This is a genomic window from Mesorhizobium sp. M1365, assembly GCF_040317865.1.
In the GTDB taxonomy this organism is placed as follows: Bacteria; Pseudomonadota; Alphaproteobacteria; order Rhizobiales; family Rhizobiaceae; genus Mesorhizobium.
Genome location: NZ_JAMYLG010000038.1, coordinates 1 through 17490, shown reverse-complemented (window position 1 = coordinate 17490; position 17490 = coordinate 1). Strand labels below are relative to the sequence as shown.

The following is a 17490-nucleotide window of genomic DNA, read 5'->3' as shown; positions in this document are numbered from 1 at the left end:
GCAGAAGAAGTTGCATGGCCGATCTGTTCACAGTCGACGAACCGGAAAAGACGCCGCCCGGCAGGCCGCTGGCGGACCGTCTGCGCCCGAAGAACCTCGGCGAGGTCGTCGGCCAGGAGCATCTGACCGGACCCGACGGCGCGCTGACGCGGCTGATCGGCTCCGGCTCGCTCGGCTCGATGATCTTCTGGGGCCCGCCCGGCACCGGCAAGACAACGGTCGCACGGCTGCTTGCCGGCGAGACAAGCCTCGCCTTCGAACAGATCTCGGCCGTGTTTTCCGGCGTTGCCGACCTGAAGAAAGTGTTCGAGGCAGCGAAGCTGCGCCGCTCGAACGGCCGCCAGACGCTGCTGTTCGTCGACGAGATCCATCGCTTCAACCGCGCCCAGCAGGACAGTTTTCTGCCCGTGATGGAAGACGGCACCGTCGTGCTGGTCGGCGCCACCACGGAGAATCCATCCTTCGAGCTTAACGCCGCGCTTTTGTCGCGCGCGCGTGTGCTGGTCTTTCACTCACTCGGCGAGGACAGTATCGCCAAGCTGCTGGCGCGGGCCGAAGAGGCAGAGGGCAGGGCGCTGCCGCTCGATGAAGACGCGCGGGCGATGCTCATCCGCATGAGCGACGGCGACGGCCGCGCGGCGCTGACGCTCGCCGAAGAGGTCTGGCGCGCAGCGAAATCAAAGGAGGTGTTCGGCGCCGAAGCTCTGCAGCGCATCGTCCAGCGCCGCGCGCCGATCTACGACAAGGGACAGGACGGCCACTACAATTTGATCTCCGCCTTGCACAAATCGGTGCGCGGCTCCGACCCCGACGCGGCACTCTACTATCTCGCCCGCATGTTCGACGCCGGCGAAGATCCGCTTTATCTCGGGCGCCGGTTGGTGCGCATGGCGATGGAGGATATCGGGCTGGCCGACCCGCAGGCGCTCGTCGTCGCTAACGCCGCCAAGGACGCCTATGACTATCTGGGCTCGCCCGAGGGCGAACTGGCCTTCGCCGAGGCGACCGTCTATCTCGCCACCGCGCCGAAATCCAATGCAGTCTATACCGCGTTCAAGGCCGCCACACAGGCGGCGAAGGAATTCGGTTCGCTGCTGCCGCCCAAGCACATTCTCAATGCTCCGACCAAGCTGATGAAACAGGAAGATTACGGCGCCGGCTATCGCTACGACCACGACGAGCCCGACGCTTTTTCCGGCCAGGACTATTTTCCGGAGAAGATGGGAAGGCAGACATTCTACGACCCGCCCGAGCGCGGCTTCGAGCGCGATATCAGGAAGCGGCTGGATTATTGGGCGAAGCTGCGCAGCGAGCGGGAAAAGTAGCTGCCAGTCGCACACTGGTGTGATCGCCGTTGTCTGGCGGGATAAAAAACCCTATCAAGGTGCGCCTTCGGCCGGCGGACAGGCCAGAAACGTACCGACGATATTCAGAACGGAATCGCGCTTGGCGCGTGGAAAAATGACAAAAAGAACTCGCAAGACCCTCCGGAAGTTCGCCATAGCGATCCCGCTGCTGGCGCTCGGCTTCTATTTCATTCCCATCCTGACGACAATTTTCATTGTCCTCGGCCTGATCGACGTGTTGCGCAACGACAACAAGAACTGGGCCCTGTTCAGTGGTTATTTCCTCGGCAACGGCATCTTCACCTGGCTGCTTTCGCCCTTCAATCTGCTGGTCGATCTGCTGTGCTACAGAAACCGCGGTGTCTGGAAACTGGACCAGTTTCCTCCGGACTATCAGCGTGAGGTCAACGAGGTTCTGGACGTCTTCAAAGCGCGCAAGGACGAGATCATCGCCGATATCGACGCCAATTTCGGCAGCGGCCGGCGCGGCATGTATGTCTACCAGTGGTATGGCAAGCACAAAATCGACAACGTTGCCGAATTCAACAAGGATTTCAAATACATCAAGACCATCGCCGTGTCGGTGTTCAGGGGCAGGGAATCGACCTCCTGGCATTTCGGACCGCTGCGGCTCAGCCTGCGCATTCTCTACAATCTTCTCCCGGTGAAGGCCGAGGTTTTCGTCGAGTGCAACAACGCCAGGAACTACTGGCACGACAATCCGCTCTATATTTTCGACGACACGCTGCTGCACCGATCGGTCAACGAATATGATGGGCGCCGCTACTGCGTGTTCATGGACATCATCCGGCCATCGCCATTTCCCGGCCTGATCGCCGCTCTTCTCGCCATCGTTTCGGTCAGCGTCGAGCGCATCAATGCCATGTTCTACAAGAACTGGAAGATGATCGGCTCCAGCAAGCCGAAGAAGGCCGGAGCCGCCTGACACCGTGGTGTGACCGGCGCGAGGGAGCACGATGTATTATCTGTTGCTTGTCTGCCTTGGTGGCGCGATCGGTGCAATGGCCCGCTTCTTCCTGTCCGGCTTCGTCGCCCGCCGGGTCGGCGAGACCTTTCCCTGGGGCACTATGGCCGTCAATGTCTCGGGAGCGTTTGCAATCGGTGTCGTTGCGCATGCGGTGGCGCGCGACGGCATGCCCGCCATCTGGGCCTTTACCGTTACCGGCGGCCTCGGCTGCTATACCACGGTTTCTTCCTTCAGCCTGCAGACGCTGGCGCTGGCGCGCGAGGGCGAATGGCGGCGCGCCGGCGGAAATGTGCTGCTTTCGGTTTTTCTGAGCCTCGGCGGCGTGACGCTGGGCTTTGCCGCCGGAAGTCTTCTGATTGGCAGCGGGGCGCGGTGAGCGGCCCGCGGAAGCTCCGCCACGACGGGACGGACACTGCCGCGGCAGGGCATGCGGCGCGCCTCATTGGCCGTCGCAGAACCAACGAAACGGTTCGGCTCTATGCGACCGTGGCCGCAGGCAGCATGATCGGCGGTGTGTTGCGGGCGCTTGCCTCATCGACGAGCACTGCCCTGTGGGGCGCTGGATTTCCCTTCGGCACGCTCCTCGTCAATTTTGTTGGCTCGTTCCTCATCGGCTTCTACGCGACATTGACGGGACCGGATGGTCGCGTCTTCGCCGGTCCGCTGCAACGTCAATTCTTCATGGCCGGCTTCTGCGGCGGCCTGACGACCTTCTCCGCTTTCAGCCTTGAAACACTCATCCTCGCGCAAGGCGGGAGGTTTGTGGCCGCGGGACTCAATATCGCGATCTCCGTGGTGGCCTGGCTTGCCGCCGTCTGGCTTGGCCACATCTTTGCAGTTCGGCTCAACCGGCTGAGAGGGTCCAGGCAATGAAGATACCAACACAGGCACAATTGCTGCGCATCTTTATCGGCGAAAACGACAGGGCAGATGGCCGTCCGCTGTATGAGGTTATTGTGCTGAGGGCCCGCGAAATGCAGATAGCCGGCGCGACCGTCCTGCGCGGCGCGATGGGGTTCGGCCATTCCAGCCGGCTTCACACCACGAAGATCCTCCGCCTATCGGAGGATCTGCCACTCGTCATCGAGATCGTCGATGACGAGGAAAAATTGGCCGCTTTCCTGCCCGTGCTTGAAACAATCATGACAAGTGGTTTGATTACGCTGGAGAAAGTTCAGGTTCTGCAATATGGAACCGACAACGAATAAGCGAGTGAGATTGCGGGTACCGGCGAATGCCGTTGCATGCCTGCAAAACGGCGATTGGAATCATGGCAGGCGTTGAACAGATCACAGTGGACGCCGGCGAGGCGGGCATGCGGCTCGATCGCTGGTTCAAGAGCCATTTCCCCGGTCTCGGTTTCGGTCATCTGCAGAAGCTGCTGCGTTCCGGCCAGATCCGCGTCGACGGCGGCAGGGTGAAGGCCGATACCCGCGTCGAAGCCGGCCAGACGGTGCGTGTGCCACCGCTCGAAGTCGACAAGAAAGGTGAAAGCCCGCTCACCGGTCATTCGATCCGCAACCAGGGCGACGCCGACGTTTTGGCAAAGATGCTGATCCATGAGGACCCGAAGGTCTTCGTCTTCAACAAGCCGGCCGGCCTGGCAGTGCAGGGCGGCTCGGGCGTCACCCGCAATGTCGACGACATGCTGGAAGCCTGGCGCAACCAGAAGGGCGAGAAGCCGCGCCTGGTGCACCGGCTCGACCGCGACACGTCGGGTGTGCTGGTTGTCGCCCGTACAAGGCTCGCCGCCATGAAGCTCGCCGAAGCGTTCCGGGCGCGTGAGACGAAGAAAACCTACTGGGCGCTGGTCAAGGGCGTGCCGCCGAAGCGCGAGGACAAGATCTCGACCTGGCTGATCAAGGAATCGACGCCCGACGGCGATCGTGTGCGTATCGCCAAGCATGGCGAAAAGGGCGCCGATCACGCCGTCTCCTATTACCGCATAGTCGAGCAGGCGGCGCAGACCCTGTCCTGGCTGGAAATGGAACCCTATACCGGGCGCACCCACCAGCTTCGCGTCCATGCCGCCCATATCGGTTGCCCGATCATCGGCGACCCCAAATATTTCGAGGCCGACACCAATTGGGATTTTCCAGGCGGCATGCAGAACCGGCTGCATCTGCACGCGCGCCGCATCGTTATCCCACATCCCGACAAGGGCTTTGTCGACGTCACCGCACCGATGCCGCCGCATATGCGCCAGAGCTGGAACCTGCTCGGTTTCGACGAGCAGAGTGCCGAGGACTAGCGCTGGTGGGCGTCGCCACAGAAACCCTCGACCGCCGTGACGCGGTCGATCTGGCGGCAGCCGCCATCATGGTTGGGTTGACTTTTTCCTGGGGGCTGAACTACGTCGCCGCCAAGATCTCCTACGCCGGCTACGATCCCATTTTCCTGTCGATCGCACGGTCGGTGATCGGCGGCCTGTGTGTTTTCGGCTGGTGCCGCTGGCGCGGCATTGCGCTGTTCACGCCCGACAAGACCCTCGTCGCCGGCATTCTGGCAGGCGCGCTTTTCGGTCTCGAGTTCCTGTTTCTCTATGTCGGGCTCGAGCACACCACTGTCGTGCGCAACACTTTGCTGGTCAACACCATGCCGTTCTGGATGCTGGTCGGCGGTCATTTCCTGCTGGGCGAAAGCATCACGGTACGCAAGCTCGTTGGTCTTCTGCTCGCTTTCGCCGGACTGATCGCGGTGTTTTCGGATAAACTGAGCGCCAATGGCGGCGCAACATTGGGCGGCGATTTGCTCAGTCTCGGTGCCGGCATTCTGTGGGCCGTGACCAATATCGTCATCAAGCGGTCGAAGCTGGTGACGGCCAGCGCCGAAAAGCTGCTGCTCTATCAGCTGGCCGGGGCCGCCGTCATCGGCATTTTGGTGATGCCTTTTGCCGGGCCGCCGGTCCGCAGCTTTGCCGTTCTGCCGACCTTGGCGCTGTTGTTCCAGGCCGTCTACGTCGTCGCCTTCACCTATGTGCTGTGGTTCTGGCTGCTGCGGCGCTACCCTGCATCTGGACTGTCGAGCTTCACTTTCCTGTCGCCGGTGTTTGGTGTGCTGTGCGGCGCCGTGTTCTTGAATGAGCCGCTGACCGTTCGTATCTTCCTGGCACTCGCCCTGATCGCGGCTGGTCTCATCATCGTCAACCGGCCGGTCCGAAAACAAAGTCCCGGATGAGCATGCGCGATATATTGAACGACCTCGAAGCTGGAAAGCAGCTCTCCGATCCGGACCCGGTGCGTCGCGCCCAGATCCAGATGAAGACGCCGCTGCCGAAGCGCTTCTACAAGACCGTCGCGGTAGCACCGGTCGAAGACGGTTTTGCCGTCCATCTCGATGGCAAGCCCGTCCGCACGCCGGCCAAGGCGCTGCTGGCGCTGCCGACCGAAAAGGCGGCTGCTCTGGTCGCCGAGGAATTCGCCGCACAGGAGGAGACCATCAACCCGGTGACGATGCCGGTGATGCGTCTGGTCAATACGGCAATCGATGGCGTCGCCAGTGATCCCCAGGCCGTGCTGGAGGACATCCTGCGCTTTGCCTCGTCCGATCTGCTCTGCTACCGCGCCGATGCGCCCCAAGGACTCGTCGACCGGCAGAACGAGCTTTGGGATCCGGTCATCGACTGGGTGCGCAGCGCTCTCGGCGCCCGGTTCCATCTTGCCGAAGGCGTGATCCATGTCGAACAGCCGCGCGAGAGTATCGCGCTGCTTGGCCAGCATCTTGCCCAACGTGCCGATCCGCTGCGCCTTGCCGCCATCCACGTCATGACGTCGCTGACCGGATCGGCGCTGCTGGCGCTGGCCGTCGACTTCGGCGAGCTCGACGGCGAGGCGGCCTGGGCTGCCGGTCATGTCGACGAGGACTGGCAGGCCGAGCAATGGGGCCATGATGCCGAGGCCGTCGCGCACCGCGCGGCCCGCAAGCGCGACATGATGGCGGCAGTCACGCTGCTCGAAGCTCTCAAAGGCTGACCGCACCGTCGTTTCTATTTCGCACTGCACATTAGACCAAAGTCATAATCCCAAAGACGGTCTGCCTCTGGACGGCGCTTTCTGTCATTTTTTGTACTGGTGGCTGCACTGAGTCTGCGTTCCGAGGAAACGCGGACGATGACGCGCAGCATCGAGGACTGATGGAATCACACGGGAGGATACGCTCATGGCAATGGCATCGACCGCCGGCAAAACAAGCCGCGGCATGACGCGCGAGGAGAAGAAGGTCATCTTCGCTTCCTCGCTCGGCACCGTTTTCGAATGGTACGATTTTTATCTCTACGGCTCGCTGGCAGTGTTCATTGGCTCGACTTTTTTCAGTCCAACCATTCCGGAAGCGACGCGCAATATTTTCGCGCTGCTGGCGTTTGCCGCTGGCTTCCTCGTGCGCCCGTTCGGCGCACTGCTGTTCGGCCGCATCGGCGACCTTGTCGGCCGTAAATACACTTTCCTTGTCACCATGACGATCATGGGCCTGTCGACCTTCCTGGTCGGCTTGCTGCCTGGCTATGCGACTTTGGGCATCGCCGCTCCCGTGATCCTGATCATCTTGCGCATGTTGCAAGGCCTGGCGCTCGGTGGCGAGTATGGCGGTGCCGCCACCTATGTCGCCGAGCATGCACCCGACGATCGCCGCGGCTACTACACGTCGTGGATACAGACGACGGCAACGCTCGGCCTGTTCCTGTCGCTGATCGTCATCCTGATCGTCCAGGGGTCGATGACCAAGGAAACCTACGCCGCCTGGGGCTGGCGCATTCCGTTCATCGTTTCCTTCCTCCTCCTCGGCATTTCGATCTGGATCCGGCTGTCGCTTTCTGAATCGCCGACCTTCCAGCGCATGAAGGACGAAGGCAAAGGCTCCAAGGCGCCGCTGTCAGAAGCCTTCGGTCAGTGGAAGAACGCCAAGATCGCGCTGCTGGCGCTGCTCGGCCTCACGGCCGGTCAGGCCGTAGTTTGGTACAATGGCCAGTTCTACGCGCTGTTCTTCTTGCAGAACGTGCTCAAGGTCGATCCGCAATCGGTCAACATCATGATCGCGATTGCTCTGGCTGTTGGCTCGATCTTCTTCGTCGTGTTCGGCTGGCTCTCCGACAAGATCGGCCGCAAGCCGATTATCATGGCCGGCCTTGCACTGGCGATCGTCTGCACCTTCCCGTTGTTCAAGGCGCTGACCTGGGCAGCCAACCCGGCGCTCGCCACAGCGCAGCAGAACACCCGTGCGACGGTGACCGCGGCACCGGGAGACTGCAAGTTCCAGTTCAACCCGGTGGGCACGGCGAAGTTCACCACGTCCTGCGATATCGCCACCTCGTTTCTGACCAAGAACTCGGTGCCTTATGACGTAGTGGCCACGGCAGCGCCCGGCACTGCTGCGTCGGTCAAAATCGGCAACGAGACGGTTGAGTCGTATGACGCCACCGCAGCCGGCGATCAAGCCAAGGCCAAGGACGCTGTTTTCGCCAAGGCGGTAAACACGGCGCTTCAGGACGGCGGCTATCCGCTGAAACGGGCAGCGGCGAAGGTGCCGGATCAGAAGCTCGAAGCCTTCATCGCGGCCAATCCCGAACTGAAGCTCGATGCGGCCGCGATCCGCGCCGGCGAGAAGGCGATGGTTCCGACCGACCAGGCGATCAAGGACAAGCTGCTGACTGCCGATGAGGCTGCGGGAGCTCCCGAGGTCACCGTCTACACCGTACCGGGCGGCGGTCCCTTCGCCATGTTCGCCGACCCGGCGGCGGTCAACTGGCCGATGACGATCGGTATCCTGCTCATCCTCGTGATCTTCGTCACGATGGTCTACGGGCCGATCGCCGCGATCCTGGTCGAGATGTTCCCGACCCGCATCCGCTACACCGGCATGTCGCTGCCCTACCATATCGGCAATGGCTGGTTCGGCGGGCTGCTGCCGGCGACGGTGTTCGCGCTCAGCGCCTACAAGGGCGATATCTACTACGGACTCTGGTACCCGGTGGTGATCGCGGCGATGTCGCTGATCATCGGCATGGTCTTTGTCAGGGATACGCTCGGAACGGACCTGCACACCAAACAGTAGCCGGCCTGTCCGGTTCAAAGCAAAGCCCGGCGCGAGCGCTCGCGCCGGGCTTTTTCAATTTATCGAGCGCAGGGCTTAGCTCTTCCGATCCTGGTTCGCTTCCTCGATCGCTGCCTCATGATACCAGGCACTTCCGAAATCCGTGCGGTTGCGCAACGAAGCAAGTTCTGCCGCGAACTTAGCCTTTCCGCTTAAATTTGAGGCAGAAGCGCGCGCTGCCACGGGGAACATCAGGATTTTGGCCGACTGACGAGTGGAAGTGATTTCCATTGTCGGTTTCCTTTCTTCGACAGAACCTTGCCGATTCAACCTTTCCCCAACATAGGTTCAGCAATCGAAATAGGCAATATGATTACGAAAAGATCAGTACTTGCATATTATTTGTGCAAAATGTGCTTGTGGATGATCGGAACGCAGCATGACGGCGGACCAGCGATTTTGGGCGGATACAACCTCACTTTTGCCGCATCCATCGCCGGCGAGAATGGCACACGAATTGCATTTTAGTAATCCGGCAGGTCGGCTGCTGGATACGCCGGCTCGCCCCGGCGCCATCCAGGGTTCGGTGATCAAGCAACGAGAGGCTAGAATGACGAAATACAAGCTCGAGTACATTTGGCTCGATGGATACACCCCGGTTCCCAATCTTCGCGGAAAGACGCAGGTCAAGGACTACGCCGAGTTTCCGACGCTCGACCAGCTTCCGCTGTGGGGCTTCGACGGTTCTTCGACCATGCAGGCCGAGGGCCACAGCTCCGACTGCGTTTTGAAGCCGGTCGCCGTGTATCCCGATCCCGCCCGCACCAATGGCGCTCTCGTCATGTGCGAGGTCATGATGCCGGACGGCGTGACGCCGCATGCGTCCAACAAGCGCGCCACCATCCTCGACGACGAGGGCGCCTGGTTCGGCTTCGAGCAGGAATATTTCTTCTACAAGGACGGCCGCCCGCTCGGCTTCCCCGAGAGCGGCTATCCGGCGCCGCAAGGCCCGTACTATACCGGCGTCGGCTACAGCAATGTCGGCTCCGTCGCCAGGCAGATCGTCGAGGAGCATCTCGATCTTTGCCTTGCCGCCGGCATCAACCATGAAGGCATCAACGCCGAAGTGGCCAAGGGCCAGTGGGAATTCCAGATCTTCGGCAAGGGCTCCAAGAAGGCCGCCGACCAGATGTGGATGGCACGCTATTTGATGCAGCGCCTGACCGAGAAATACGGCATCGACATCGAATACCACTGCAAGCCGCTCGGCGACACCGACTGGAACGGGTCCGGCATGCATGCCAACTTCTCGACAGCCTATATGCGCGAAGTCGGCGGCAAGGCCTATTTCGAAGCGCTGATGGCGGCCTTCGACAAGAACCTGATGGATCACATCGCCGTCTACGGGCCGGACAACGACAAGCGTTTGACCGGCAAGCACGAGACTGCGCCGTGGAACAGGTTCAGCTACGGCATCGCCGATCGCGGCGCCTCGATCCGCGTGCCGCACTCCTTCATCAACAACGGCTACAAGGGCTATCTCGAGGATCGCCGGCCGAACTCGCAGGGCGACCCCTACCAGATCGCCTCGCAGATATTGAAGACGATCGCCTCCGTCCCGACCAGCGCCGAGGTTTCGGCCGCGGCTTGAGCATTCGTCACGGCGTGGACCTCAGGTCTGCGCTGTGACTTTCTCTCCAATCGCATCACAATAAAAAAACCCCGGCGTCTCTGCCGGGGGTTTTTCTATTGGCTGCAACAATCCGGATCACACCGAATAATACATATCGTATTCGACCGGATGCGGGGTCATTTCGAAGCGCATCACCTCGGCCATCTTGAGCTCGATGTAGCTGTCGATCTGGTCGTCGTCGAAGACGCCGCCGGCCTTCAGGAAGCCGCGGTCCTTGTCGAGGCTCTGCAGGGCTTCGCGCAGCGAGCCGCAGACGGTCGGGATTTTCTTCAATTCCTTCGGCGGCAGATCGTAGAGATCCTTGTCCATCGGCTGTCCCGGGTGGATCTTGTTCTTGATGCCGTCGAGGCCGGCCATCAGCATGGCGGCGAAGGCGAGATAGGGGTTCGCGCCCGGATCGGGAAAGCGGACCTCGACGCGCTTGGATTTTGGCGATGAGCCGAACGGAATGCGGCAGGAGGCCGAGCGGTTGCGTGCCGAATAGGCGAGCAGCACCGGCGCCTCATAGCCCGGCACCAGGCGCTTGTAGGAGTTGGTCAGCGGGTTGGTAAAGGCGTTGATCGCCTTGGCATGCTTGATGATACCACCGATGTAGAACAGGCAGCTCTCGGACAGGCCGGCATATTCGTTGCCGGCGAAGGTCGGCTTGCCTTCCTTCCAGATCGACTGGTGGACATGCATGCCCGAGCCATTGTCGCCGAACACCGGCTTCGGCATGAAGGTGGCCGTCTTGCCATAGGCGTTGGCAACCTGGTGCACGACATATTTGTAGATCAGCATCTTGTCGGCGTTGCGGACCAGCGTGTCGAACTTGATGCCGAGCTCGTGCTGTGCGGCGGCCACTTCGTGGTGGTGCTTTTCGACGCGCACGCCCATCTCGGCGAGCACGGTGAGCATTTCCGAGCGCATGTCCTGCGCCGAATCGACCGGCGGCACCGGGAAATAGCCGCCCTTGATGCGCGGCCGATGACCGAGGTTGCCGGTCTCGTAGTCGGTGTCGTCATTGGACGGCAGTTCGGTCGAATCCAGCCTGAAGCCGGTGTTGTAGGGATCGGCCTTGTACTTGACGTCGTCGAACACGAAGAACTCGGCTTCAGGACCGACGAAGATCTGGTCGCCGATGCCTTCGGCCTTCATGTAGGCCTCGGCTTTTTTAGCGGTGCCGCGCGGGTCGCGATTGTAGGACTCCCCGGAGATCGGATCGAGGATGTCGCACAGGATGACCATGGTCGACTGCGCGAAGAACGGGTCCATATGCACCGTATCGGAATCCGGCATCAGCACCATGTCGGACTCGTTGATCGCCTTCCAGCCGGCGATCGAGGAACCGTCGAACATGACGCCATCGGCAAACATGTCTTCCTCGACCTCGACGACATCCATCGTAACGTGCTGCAGTTTGCCCTTCGGATCGGTGAAGCGCAGATCGACGAACTTAACGTCGTTGTCCTTGATCTGCTTCATGATGTCTTTGGCTGTCGTCATGTCCCTGCTTCCCTATGTGATGACGTTTTGAACATGGCCTTTTAACGGGAAAATTCAGACGGCGTCCATGCCGGTTTCGCCGGTGCGGATGCGCACCACTTCCTCGATGTTTGAGACGAAGATCTTGCCGTCGCCGATACGGCCAGTCTGGGCCGCCTTGCGGATGGCTTCGATCGCTGCTTCGACCGCATCGTCGCCGAGCACGACTTCGATTTTCACCTTCGGCAGGAAGTCGACGACATATTCGGCGCCGCGATAAAGCTCGGTATGGCCCTTCTGGCGGCCAAACCCTTTGGCCTCGGTAACGGTGATACCTTGCAGGCCGGCCTCCTGAAGCGCTTCCTTCACTTCGTCTAGCTTGAACGGCTTGATGATCGCTTCGATCTTTTTCATGTAAAAAGTGGCCTCCACTGCCAAAAAAGACGGGTTGTGAGCCCCGCTTGCGCCTCAATCAAGCACGAACTGTGCCAATTGATGGGGTGCCGGGTGGGCTCACATGATTTGGATACCACGCTACGCGGGAATGTACATTCGCGTCATTCCCTGCGTCGGATGCGCCATGAGCGCCACGAGCCTAAACAACGCCGCTCCCGTCGTCCGCACAAAAAATGGGCAGATCGGATATTTCATGGGCAGCTGTGGACCTCCGACTCGTCGCTCCGGGCATTGCCGGTGTGTTTCATAACCTTCGTAGTTTGCGTCGGATCAAAAACTGGACAATGCTTCGGCAGATGATGTGCATGTCGCCCGCATGAGCCACGAACTTCTTTCTCCGTCCGAAATGGCCGAGGCCGACCGGCTGGCGATTGCCGCTGGTCCATTCGACGGCATTGGCCTGATGCGCAATGCCGGTGCTGCGGTTGCTGCCGTAGTACTCAAGCGCTACCCGAACGCAACGCGCGTCCATGTGCTTTGCGGCCCCGGCAACAATGGCGGCGACGGCTATGTCGTGGCGCGCATCCTTCGGGAGAGCGCCGTCGACGTCTCGGTATGGGCGTCCGGATCGCCTAAAGGCGGCAGCGATGCGGCAGTCGCTGCCTCGGAGTGCCCGGTTGAAGCTCGGCCGCTGTCGGATTTCGTTGCCGAGACGGGCTCGATCGTGGTCGATGCGCTTTACGGGGCGGGGCTGTCCAAGCCGCTATCCGGCGACCCCGCCAAGGCGATCGATAATGTGGCGGAGTTGAATTCGCCGGTCGTCGCGGTCGACCTGCCGTCGGGCGTCTCCGGTGAGAGCGGCAATGTCCTCGGTCAGGCTTTCCACGCCCGAATCACCGTGACCTTTGCGCGAAAAAAGCCAGGCCATCTTTTGTTACCGGGGCGCGAGCTGTGCGGCGAAATCGTGCTCGCTGATATCGGCATCAGCGACAGTGTTGTTGCGCAGCTTGAACCACGAACATTCGAGAACATTCCGGCGCTCTGGCTTGGCCGCTTTCCGGTTCCGGCCGTCGACGCCCATAAGTATAAACGCGGCCATGTCGGCGTCTTTTCCGGCGGGCCGTCGGCGACGGGTGCTGCGCGGCTGTCGGCGCTTGCCGCGGCCAGGAGCGGGGCAGGGGCCGTCACCTTGCTGTCGCCGGCGAACGCCATCCATGTGAACGCGGCGCATCTGACCTCGATCATGCTGCGCAAGCTAGACACTGTCGCGGATGTGGACGAATTCGTCGGCAGCCGCCGGCCATCGGCCTTCGTGCTCGGCCCGGGATTTGGCATTGGTGAGAAGACGCGCGAATTCGCCCTGGCCGTGCTGAATGGCGCCCATGGGCAGGGCGGCGGGATTGAGGCCTTGGTGCTCGACGCCGACGGCGTCACCTCGTTTCGCGACGCGCCGGATGCCCTGTTCGAAGCCGCCAGCCGGCCGAGCGCGCCGGCTCTGGTGATGACGCCGCATGACGGCGAATTCGCCAGGCTTTTTTCAGATATCGCCGAGGACAAGGACCTGTCCAAACTCGCCAAGGCACGCGCCGCAGCCGAACGGGCCAACGCCACTCTCGTCTACAAGGGTGCCGACACTGTGATTGCGGCCCCCGATGGCCGGGCAGCGATCAACGGCAATGGCGCGCCTTGGTTGGCCACCGCCGGTTCGGGCGACGTGCTGTCGGGTATCATCGCCGCGCTGCTGGCGCAGGGCATGCCGGCCTTTGAAGCGGCCTGTGCGGCAGTCTGGATCCATGCCGAGGCCGGCAGCCGTTTCGGACCGGGGCTGATCGCCGAGGACCTGCCGCTGGCGCTGGTGCCGGTCCTGCGCGAGCTTATCGAAAGTCGCGGGATAGCTGCCGAATGAACCGCATGTTCGCGCTGCTCGTTGCGATCGTCGGCGCCGTATTCATGGCGCAGGCTGCGAACGCCGAAACTCCGCTGACGATCGTCGACGACCCGGCCGTTCTCGCCGCTCTCGACAGCAACGGTTACGGGTTCGCCGGCATTTTCGGCGTCGATGGCAAGGGCGATTTGAAGACGCTTTACGACAAGGCGCCGGCCTATCACGCGATCGTCGAAACGATTGCAAGCGACGTCGCGGCATTGCGGGCCGAGATGAAGGCCGGTGGTCGGCCGCTCTACGAGGTGACCGACGGCAATGTTGGCCGTGTCATGGACATGCGCTGGCTGAGGACCGATGCCGCGCGCTTCCGCCTCGTCGGCATCGTCAACCGGCTCGACCGGCGCGACTTCGCCGCGCTGCAAGGCGATACGAGTTGCGGCGAAGTGCGCTTCGTCTATCGCTTATCCTATAGTTTCAAGAAAAACGGCAAGGTTCTGGCCTCGCGCCTGCCGTTCAATTTCAGTGCCGTCTACGATGCCGCGCCGGATGCCGACGGCGGTTGTGTCGGCGTCGCCGGACGCTGGGCACCACAACTCGACGAGAGCGTCGATGCCGGCTGGCTGACCGGTGGGCCGCTGGAAAGGACGGCGCTCACCTTCAAGCAGCTCGAGCTCAATGCGCAAGTGGTGCGCTTCCCCTCCGGCCAAGAGACCGAATTCGGCGGGCAGGCTGCCTATCTCATGCGAATTTTCGGCATCGACGGAGCGGCTGTCAGCGAAAAGCCGCTGGAAAACACGCCCGACACGGCACGTCTCGCCGAAGATGCTGCGCTGAAAGCAAGACTTGCCGACTATGTCCGCACCAATGTCGCGGCGGTCGATCTCGGCGTCTACCAAATCCCCGATGAATTCTTGGCAAGGAAGGTCATTTCGTGGTCGACCTTCGGCAGTGCAAGGCAGGCCAACCACCCGTTCACGCCACTGTTCCAGCCCGCGGATTTCGCTGGTGTCGATTTCTCCGCGCTGAAGCTGGTGCGCACGCCGGAGGCATTGGTCGAGCGGCTGGACAACGGCGCCTGCCAGGGCTGCCATCAGGCGGGCTCGACCGCCGGCTTCCATTTCATCGGACTTGACGACAAGACGACCTCGCCGCTCAACCGCATTGAGGTCGGCATTTCCCCGCATCTCCACGCCGACATCCCGCGCCGCGTCGCCTGGCTGCGCGCGACTGCCGACGGCAAGGAACCGAACCGCTTTCGCCCGTTATCGTTCGCGCCGCCGGCGACCTGGAACGATGCCGGCGAAATCGCCTATTCGCCGGCCGAAATGGCGATGCCGTGCCTGATGCCGGCGGATGCGGCCCGCTTCGGCGCAACATGGCAATGCGGCGCCGGCACCGTCTGCACGCCGCTGGCAACCGCGTCCGGCGTGCACACCAAGCTGGCGCAATGCCTGTTGCCCAAGGACAGCGAAGACATGTTTTCCGGCCACCCCTGTTTAACGGGATACATCGCCAGCAACGCGGCACAGCCTTTCAATGACCACTATACCATCACCAGTCAGTTCGCCGCGTTCGCACCAAGCATTTCGCGCGCCGCCTACACCTGCCGACCGCCGAAGATCGGTGTGCCGGCGGGTATCGCCTATCGCGGCTGCGACGACCGGGATCGCAGCTTTGCCGCCTTCAAGACGGGCAAGCCGATGCCGAACGAGATTTGCGGGCTGGTCGGCGGCAAAAAATTCGACACCTGCGTGGCGACCAATAATTTCGACCAGTGCCTGGGCGGCGCCGTCAATCGCGGCAATCGTCCTGCCTGCTCGGCCGACCATTTCTGCCGCGAGGATTACATGTGTCAGTCGCTGCCGCCCGATACACCCGGTATCGGCAAAGTGAAGGGCATCGGCTTCTGCTCGCCGACCTATTTCATCTTCCAGATGCGCATCGACAATCACGCCACGCCGTGGTCGGGCGCCGTCCGCGCGACGATGGGAGCCGGGTTCGGAGCAGCGGAAGCGGAATAGCCTGCGCCGACTGGGCATTAGCCGCTATAGTTTCAGGTGGATAGCTATCGATCGAGATAGTCGGCGATCTTCGATGTCCATTCGCCGTCGAAATGGCGGACATGTTCGGCGACGATCTCATCGCTCAGCAGGCTCGACAAGGCGGAAACCAGAACTGGTTTTATCTCTGGAGCCGAGCTAAATCCAAGAGCAGTCAAACGTTCGGACCAGGGCGGATGATCCGCGCTTTCGTTATCTGGCGCGTCCCAGGCCTTTTGCGCATATTCTTGCAGGATGGGAAGCCTCGACAGGTGACTGGCGGCCGCCAGAACTCTTTCAAGTGGTGGACGAGGCGGTACCATGGTGCCAAGCAGTTCACGTTTAAGCGGAATATACACTTGGTCATCGAAGAGCGCACTGGCAGCACCGATCAGCAGCATGGCGCGCGCCGTTTCATATGCATCGCCGGACATCGCTGCATGACGATCTGCGTCAATTTCCGCCCGCCGCGACAACCGTATTTCTTCGCGCTCCAGCGTGCGCGACAGCGGGCCAAGCATCCAGTAGAACAGGCTGCCCGAAACGGTTTTTCCCGGTGGGGCGAAGTCGAAGATTAGATCGAAGCTCATTTCGAGTTCGGCCAGGTTGAGCCCGCCATTTGTATCTTTATTTTTCAGATGGGCGTCCTCATGGGCCAAGATCGCCGCAAACCCCTTTTGGTCGGTCGCTGCGAGCAGCGGCAGGCCCACGGTGAGAATTGCCCTGCGACCAAGCAGGCCCAGAAACGGCCGCTCTTCACCGATGCTAGCGTTGAGATCGTCGCTCAGGATGATGTTCGTGCGGCTGGCGCGGTGTTTGCCGGCAATACTCTCCCAGACAGCCCACAATTTCGGGGCTGATTCCCGAGTAATCCCGTCCACCTTGCTGGGTCGAAAACCGGCGAACAATGTCCCGATCAACAGAACGATGGCCAGCATCGCGGCCGGGATCGCAACAACGCCAGTCGCGATGACAGCGAGCGGATAGCAATCGAGGAACCAGAACCACAGGAGTATTGGGCAAAACAGCGGCAGGGCGAAGAGCAGGATGGCAAACCTGCCGAAACGCGCTCCTACATAGAGGACCAGGCGCGACATCAACCCTCACAGCGGAATGTTGTCGTGCTTCTTCCAGGGGTTTTGCATATCCTTGTTGCGCAGCATCCTGAGCGCGCGGGCGATGCGGCGGCGGGTCGAATGCGGCATGATCACCTCGTCGACATAGCCACGCTCGGCGGCAACGAAGGGGGACAGGAAGCGATCCTCGTAAGCTTTTGTGTGCGCTGCAATTTTCTCCGCGTCGCCGATATCCTTGCGATAGATGATCTCGACTGCGCCCCTGGCGCCCATCACCGCAATCTGCGCCGTTGGCCAGGCATAGTTCATGTCACCGCGCAAATGCTTTGACGCCATGACGTCATAGGCGCCGCCATAGGCCTTTCTGGTGATGACGGTGATCTTTGGCACGGTCGCTTCGGCATAGGCGAACAGAAGCTTGGCGCCGTGCTTGATCAACCCACCATATTCCTGCGCGGTTGGGGCCCAGAAAACCCGCCCCCACCCCAACGGGTCAGAGCAGGAGACCTCAAACAAGCAAGAAACAACCCAACAACCCCCCCACCGGGGGGCCCTCAAGAAGAGCACCCCCCCCCC

16 protein-coding genes and 1 pseudogene are annotated in these 17490 nt (G+C 61.5%); 12 read left to right on the top strand and 5 right to left on the bottom strand.

Annotation, left to right across the window (positions count from 1 at the left end; all coding sequences use genetic code 11):
- The first annotated feature begins 14 nt into the window (after positions 1-14).
- From NKH04_RS26845 to NKH04_RS26805, 9 genes are all read left to right on the top strand, one after another.
- Positions 15-1325, top strand: a complete 1311-nt coding sequence (locus tag NKH04_RS26845; RefSeq protein ID WP_352975278.1) for a replication-associated recombination protein A — start codon at positions 15-17, stop codon at positions 1323-1325.
- A gap of 136 nt (positions 1326-1461) precedes the next feature.
- Positions 1462-2292, top strand: a complete 831-nt coding sequence (locus tag NKH04_RS26840; RefSeq protein WP_352614176.1) for an aspartyl/asparaginyl beta-hydroxylase domain-containing protein — start codon at positions 1462-1464, stop codon at positions 2290-2292.
- Between the two features lie 31 nt (positions 2293-2323).
- Positions 2324-2710 carry a fluoride efflux transporter CrcB gene (gene crcB / locus NKH04_RS26835; protein ID WP_352822252.1) on the top strand — a complete coding sequence of 129 codons (387 nt, stop codon included), beginning with the start codon at positions 2324-2326 and terminating at the stop codon, positions 2708-2710.
- 125 nt (positions 2711-2835) lie between these two features.
- Entirely contained in the window at positions 2836-3207 is a 372-nt protein-coding gene (locus tag NKH04_RS26830) for a CrcB family protein (RefSeq protein WP_352766955.1), read from the top strand.
- Positions 3204-3542: a DUF190 domain-containing protein gene (locus tag NKH04_RS26825; RefSeq protein WP_352451038.1), complete on the top strand. Its 339-nt coding sequence runs from the start codon at positions 3204-3206 to the stop codon at positions 3540-3542. The genes NKH04_RS26830 and NKH04_RS26825 overlap by 4 nt, the downstream gene beginning before the upstream one ends.
- Positions 3543-3604: 62 nt before the next feature.
- Positions 3605-4585, top strand: coding sequence for an RluA family pseudouridine synthase (locus tag NKH04_RS26820; protein WP_352975291.1), 981 nt, complete (start codon positions 3605-3607; stop codon positions 4583-4585).
- Between the two features lie 68 nt (positions 4586-4653).
- Positions 4654-5511, top strand: coding sequence for a DMT family transporter (locus NKH04_RS26815; RefSeq protein WP_502896534.1), 858 nt, complete (start codon positions 4654-4656; stop codon positions 5509-5511).
- A 2-nt stretch (positions 5512-5513) separates the two neighbouring features.
- Entirely contained in the window at positions 5514-6305 is a 792-nt protein-coding gene (locus NKH04_RS26810) for an ATP12 family chaperone protein (protein ID WP_352919803.1), read from the top strand.
- Positions 6306-6492: 187 nt separating this feature from the next.
- Positions 6493-8382: an MFS transporter gene (locus NKH04_RS26805; RefSeq protein WP_352822244.1), complete on the top strand. Its 1890-nt coding sequence runs from the start codon at positions 6493-6495 to the stop codon at positions 8380-8382.
- A 75-nt stretch (positions 8383-8457) separates the two neighbouring features.
- Here the strand turns inward: NKH04_RS26805 and NKH04_RS26800 are convergent, their stop codons facing one another.
- Complete coding sequence (locus NKH04_RS26800) at positions 8458-8652, bottom strand: DUF2735 domain-containing protein (RefSeq protein WP_352451032.1); 195 nt, start codon at positions 8650-8652, stop codon at positions 8458-8460.
- A 319-nt stretch (positions 8653-8971) separates the two neighbouring features.
- Between NKH04_RS26800 and NKH04_RS26795 the strand changes: the two genes are divergently transcribed.
- Positions 8972-10012: a glutamine synthetase beta-grasp domain-containing protein gene (locus NKH04_RS26795; protein ID WP_023717535.1), complete on the top strand. Its 1041-nt coding sequence runs from the start codon at positions 8972-8974 to the stop codon at positions 10010-10012.
- A gap of 117 nt (positions 10013-10129) precedes the next feature.
- Here NKH04_RS26795 and glnA read toward each other — a convergent pair whose 3' ends face one another.
- Together glnA and NKH04_RS26785 are read right to left on the bottom strand one after the other, a co-directional pair.
- Entirely contained in the window at positions 10130-11539 is a 1410-nt protein-coding gene (gene glnA, locus NKH04_RS26790) for a type I glutamate--ammonia ligase (RefSeq protein WP_352457514.1), read from the bottom strand.
- Between the two features lie 54 nt (positions 11540-11593).
- On the bottom strand, positions 11594-11932 hold the full coding sequence (locus tag NKH04_RS26785) for a P-II family nitrogen regulator (RefSeq protein WP_019857988.1): 339 nt from the start codon (positions 11930-11932) through the stop codon (positions 11594-11596).
- 358 nt (positions 11933-12290) lie between these two features.
- Between NKH04_RS26785 and NKH04_RS26780 the strand changes: the two genes are divergently transcribed.
- The gene (locus tag NKH04_RS26780) at positions 12291-13820 is read left to right on the top strand and encodes an NAD(P)H-hydrate dehydratase (protein ID WP_352822239.1); all 1530 of its coding nucleotides are present in this window, start codon (positions 12291-12293) and stop codon (positions 13818-13820) included.
- A complete protein-coding gene (locus NKH04_RS26775; RefSeq protein WP_352822236.1) occupies positions 13817-15820 on the top strand; it encodes a hypothetical protein in 2004 nt (667 codons plus the stop codon). Before NKH04_RS26780 ends, NKH04_RS26775 begins: the two co-directional genes overlap by 4 nt.
- 44 nt (positions 15821-15864) lie before the next feature.
- Here NKH04_RS26775 and NKH04_RS26770 read toward each other — a convergent pair whose 3' ends face one another.
- Complete coding sequence (locus NKH04_RS26770; RefSeq protein ID WP_352748814.1) at positions 15865-16935, bottom strand: M48 family metallopeptidase; 1071 nt, start codon at positions 16933-16935, stop codon at positions 15865-15867.
- Positions 16936-16941: 6 nt separating this feature from the next.
- Positions 16942-17385: pseudogene (locus tag NKH04_RS26765) on the bottom strand (carboxyl transferase domain-containing protein); the annotation flags it as partial.
- Positions 17386-17490 lie beyond the last annotated feature (105 nt).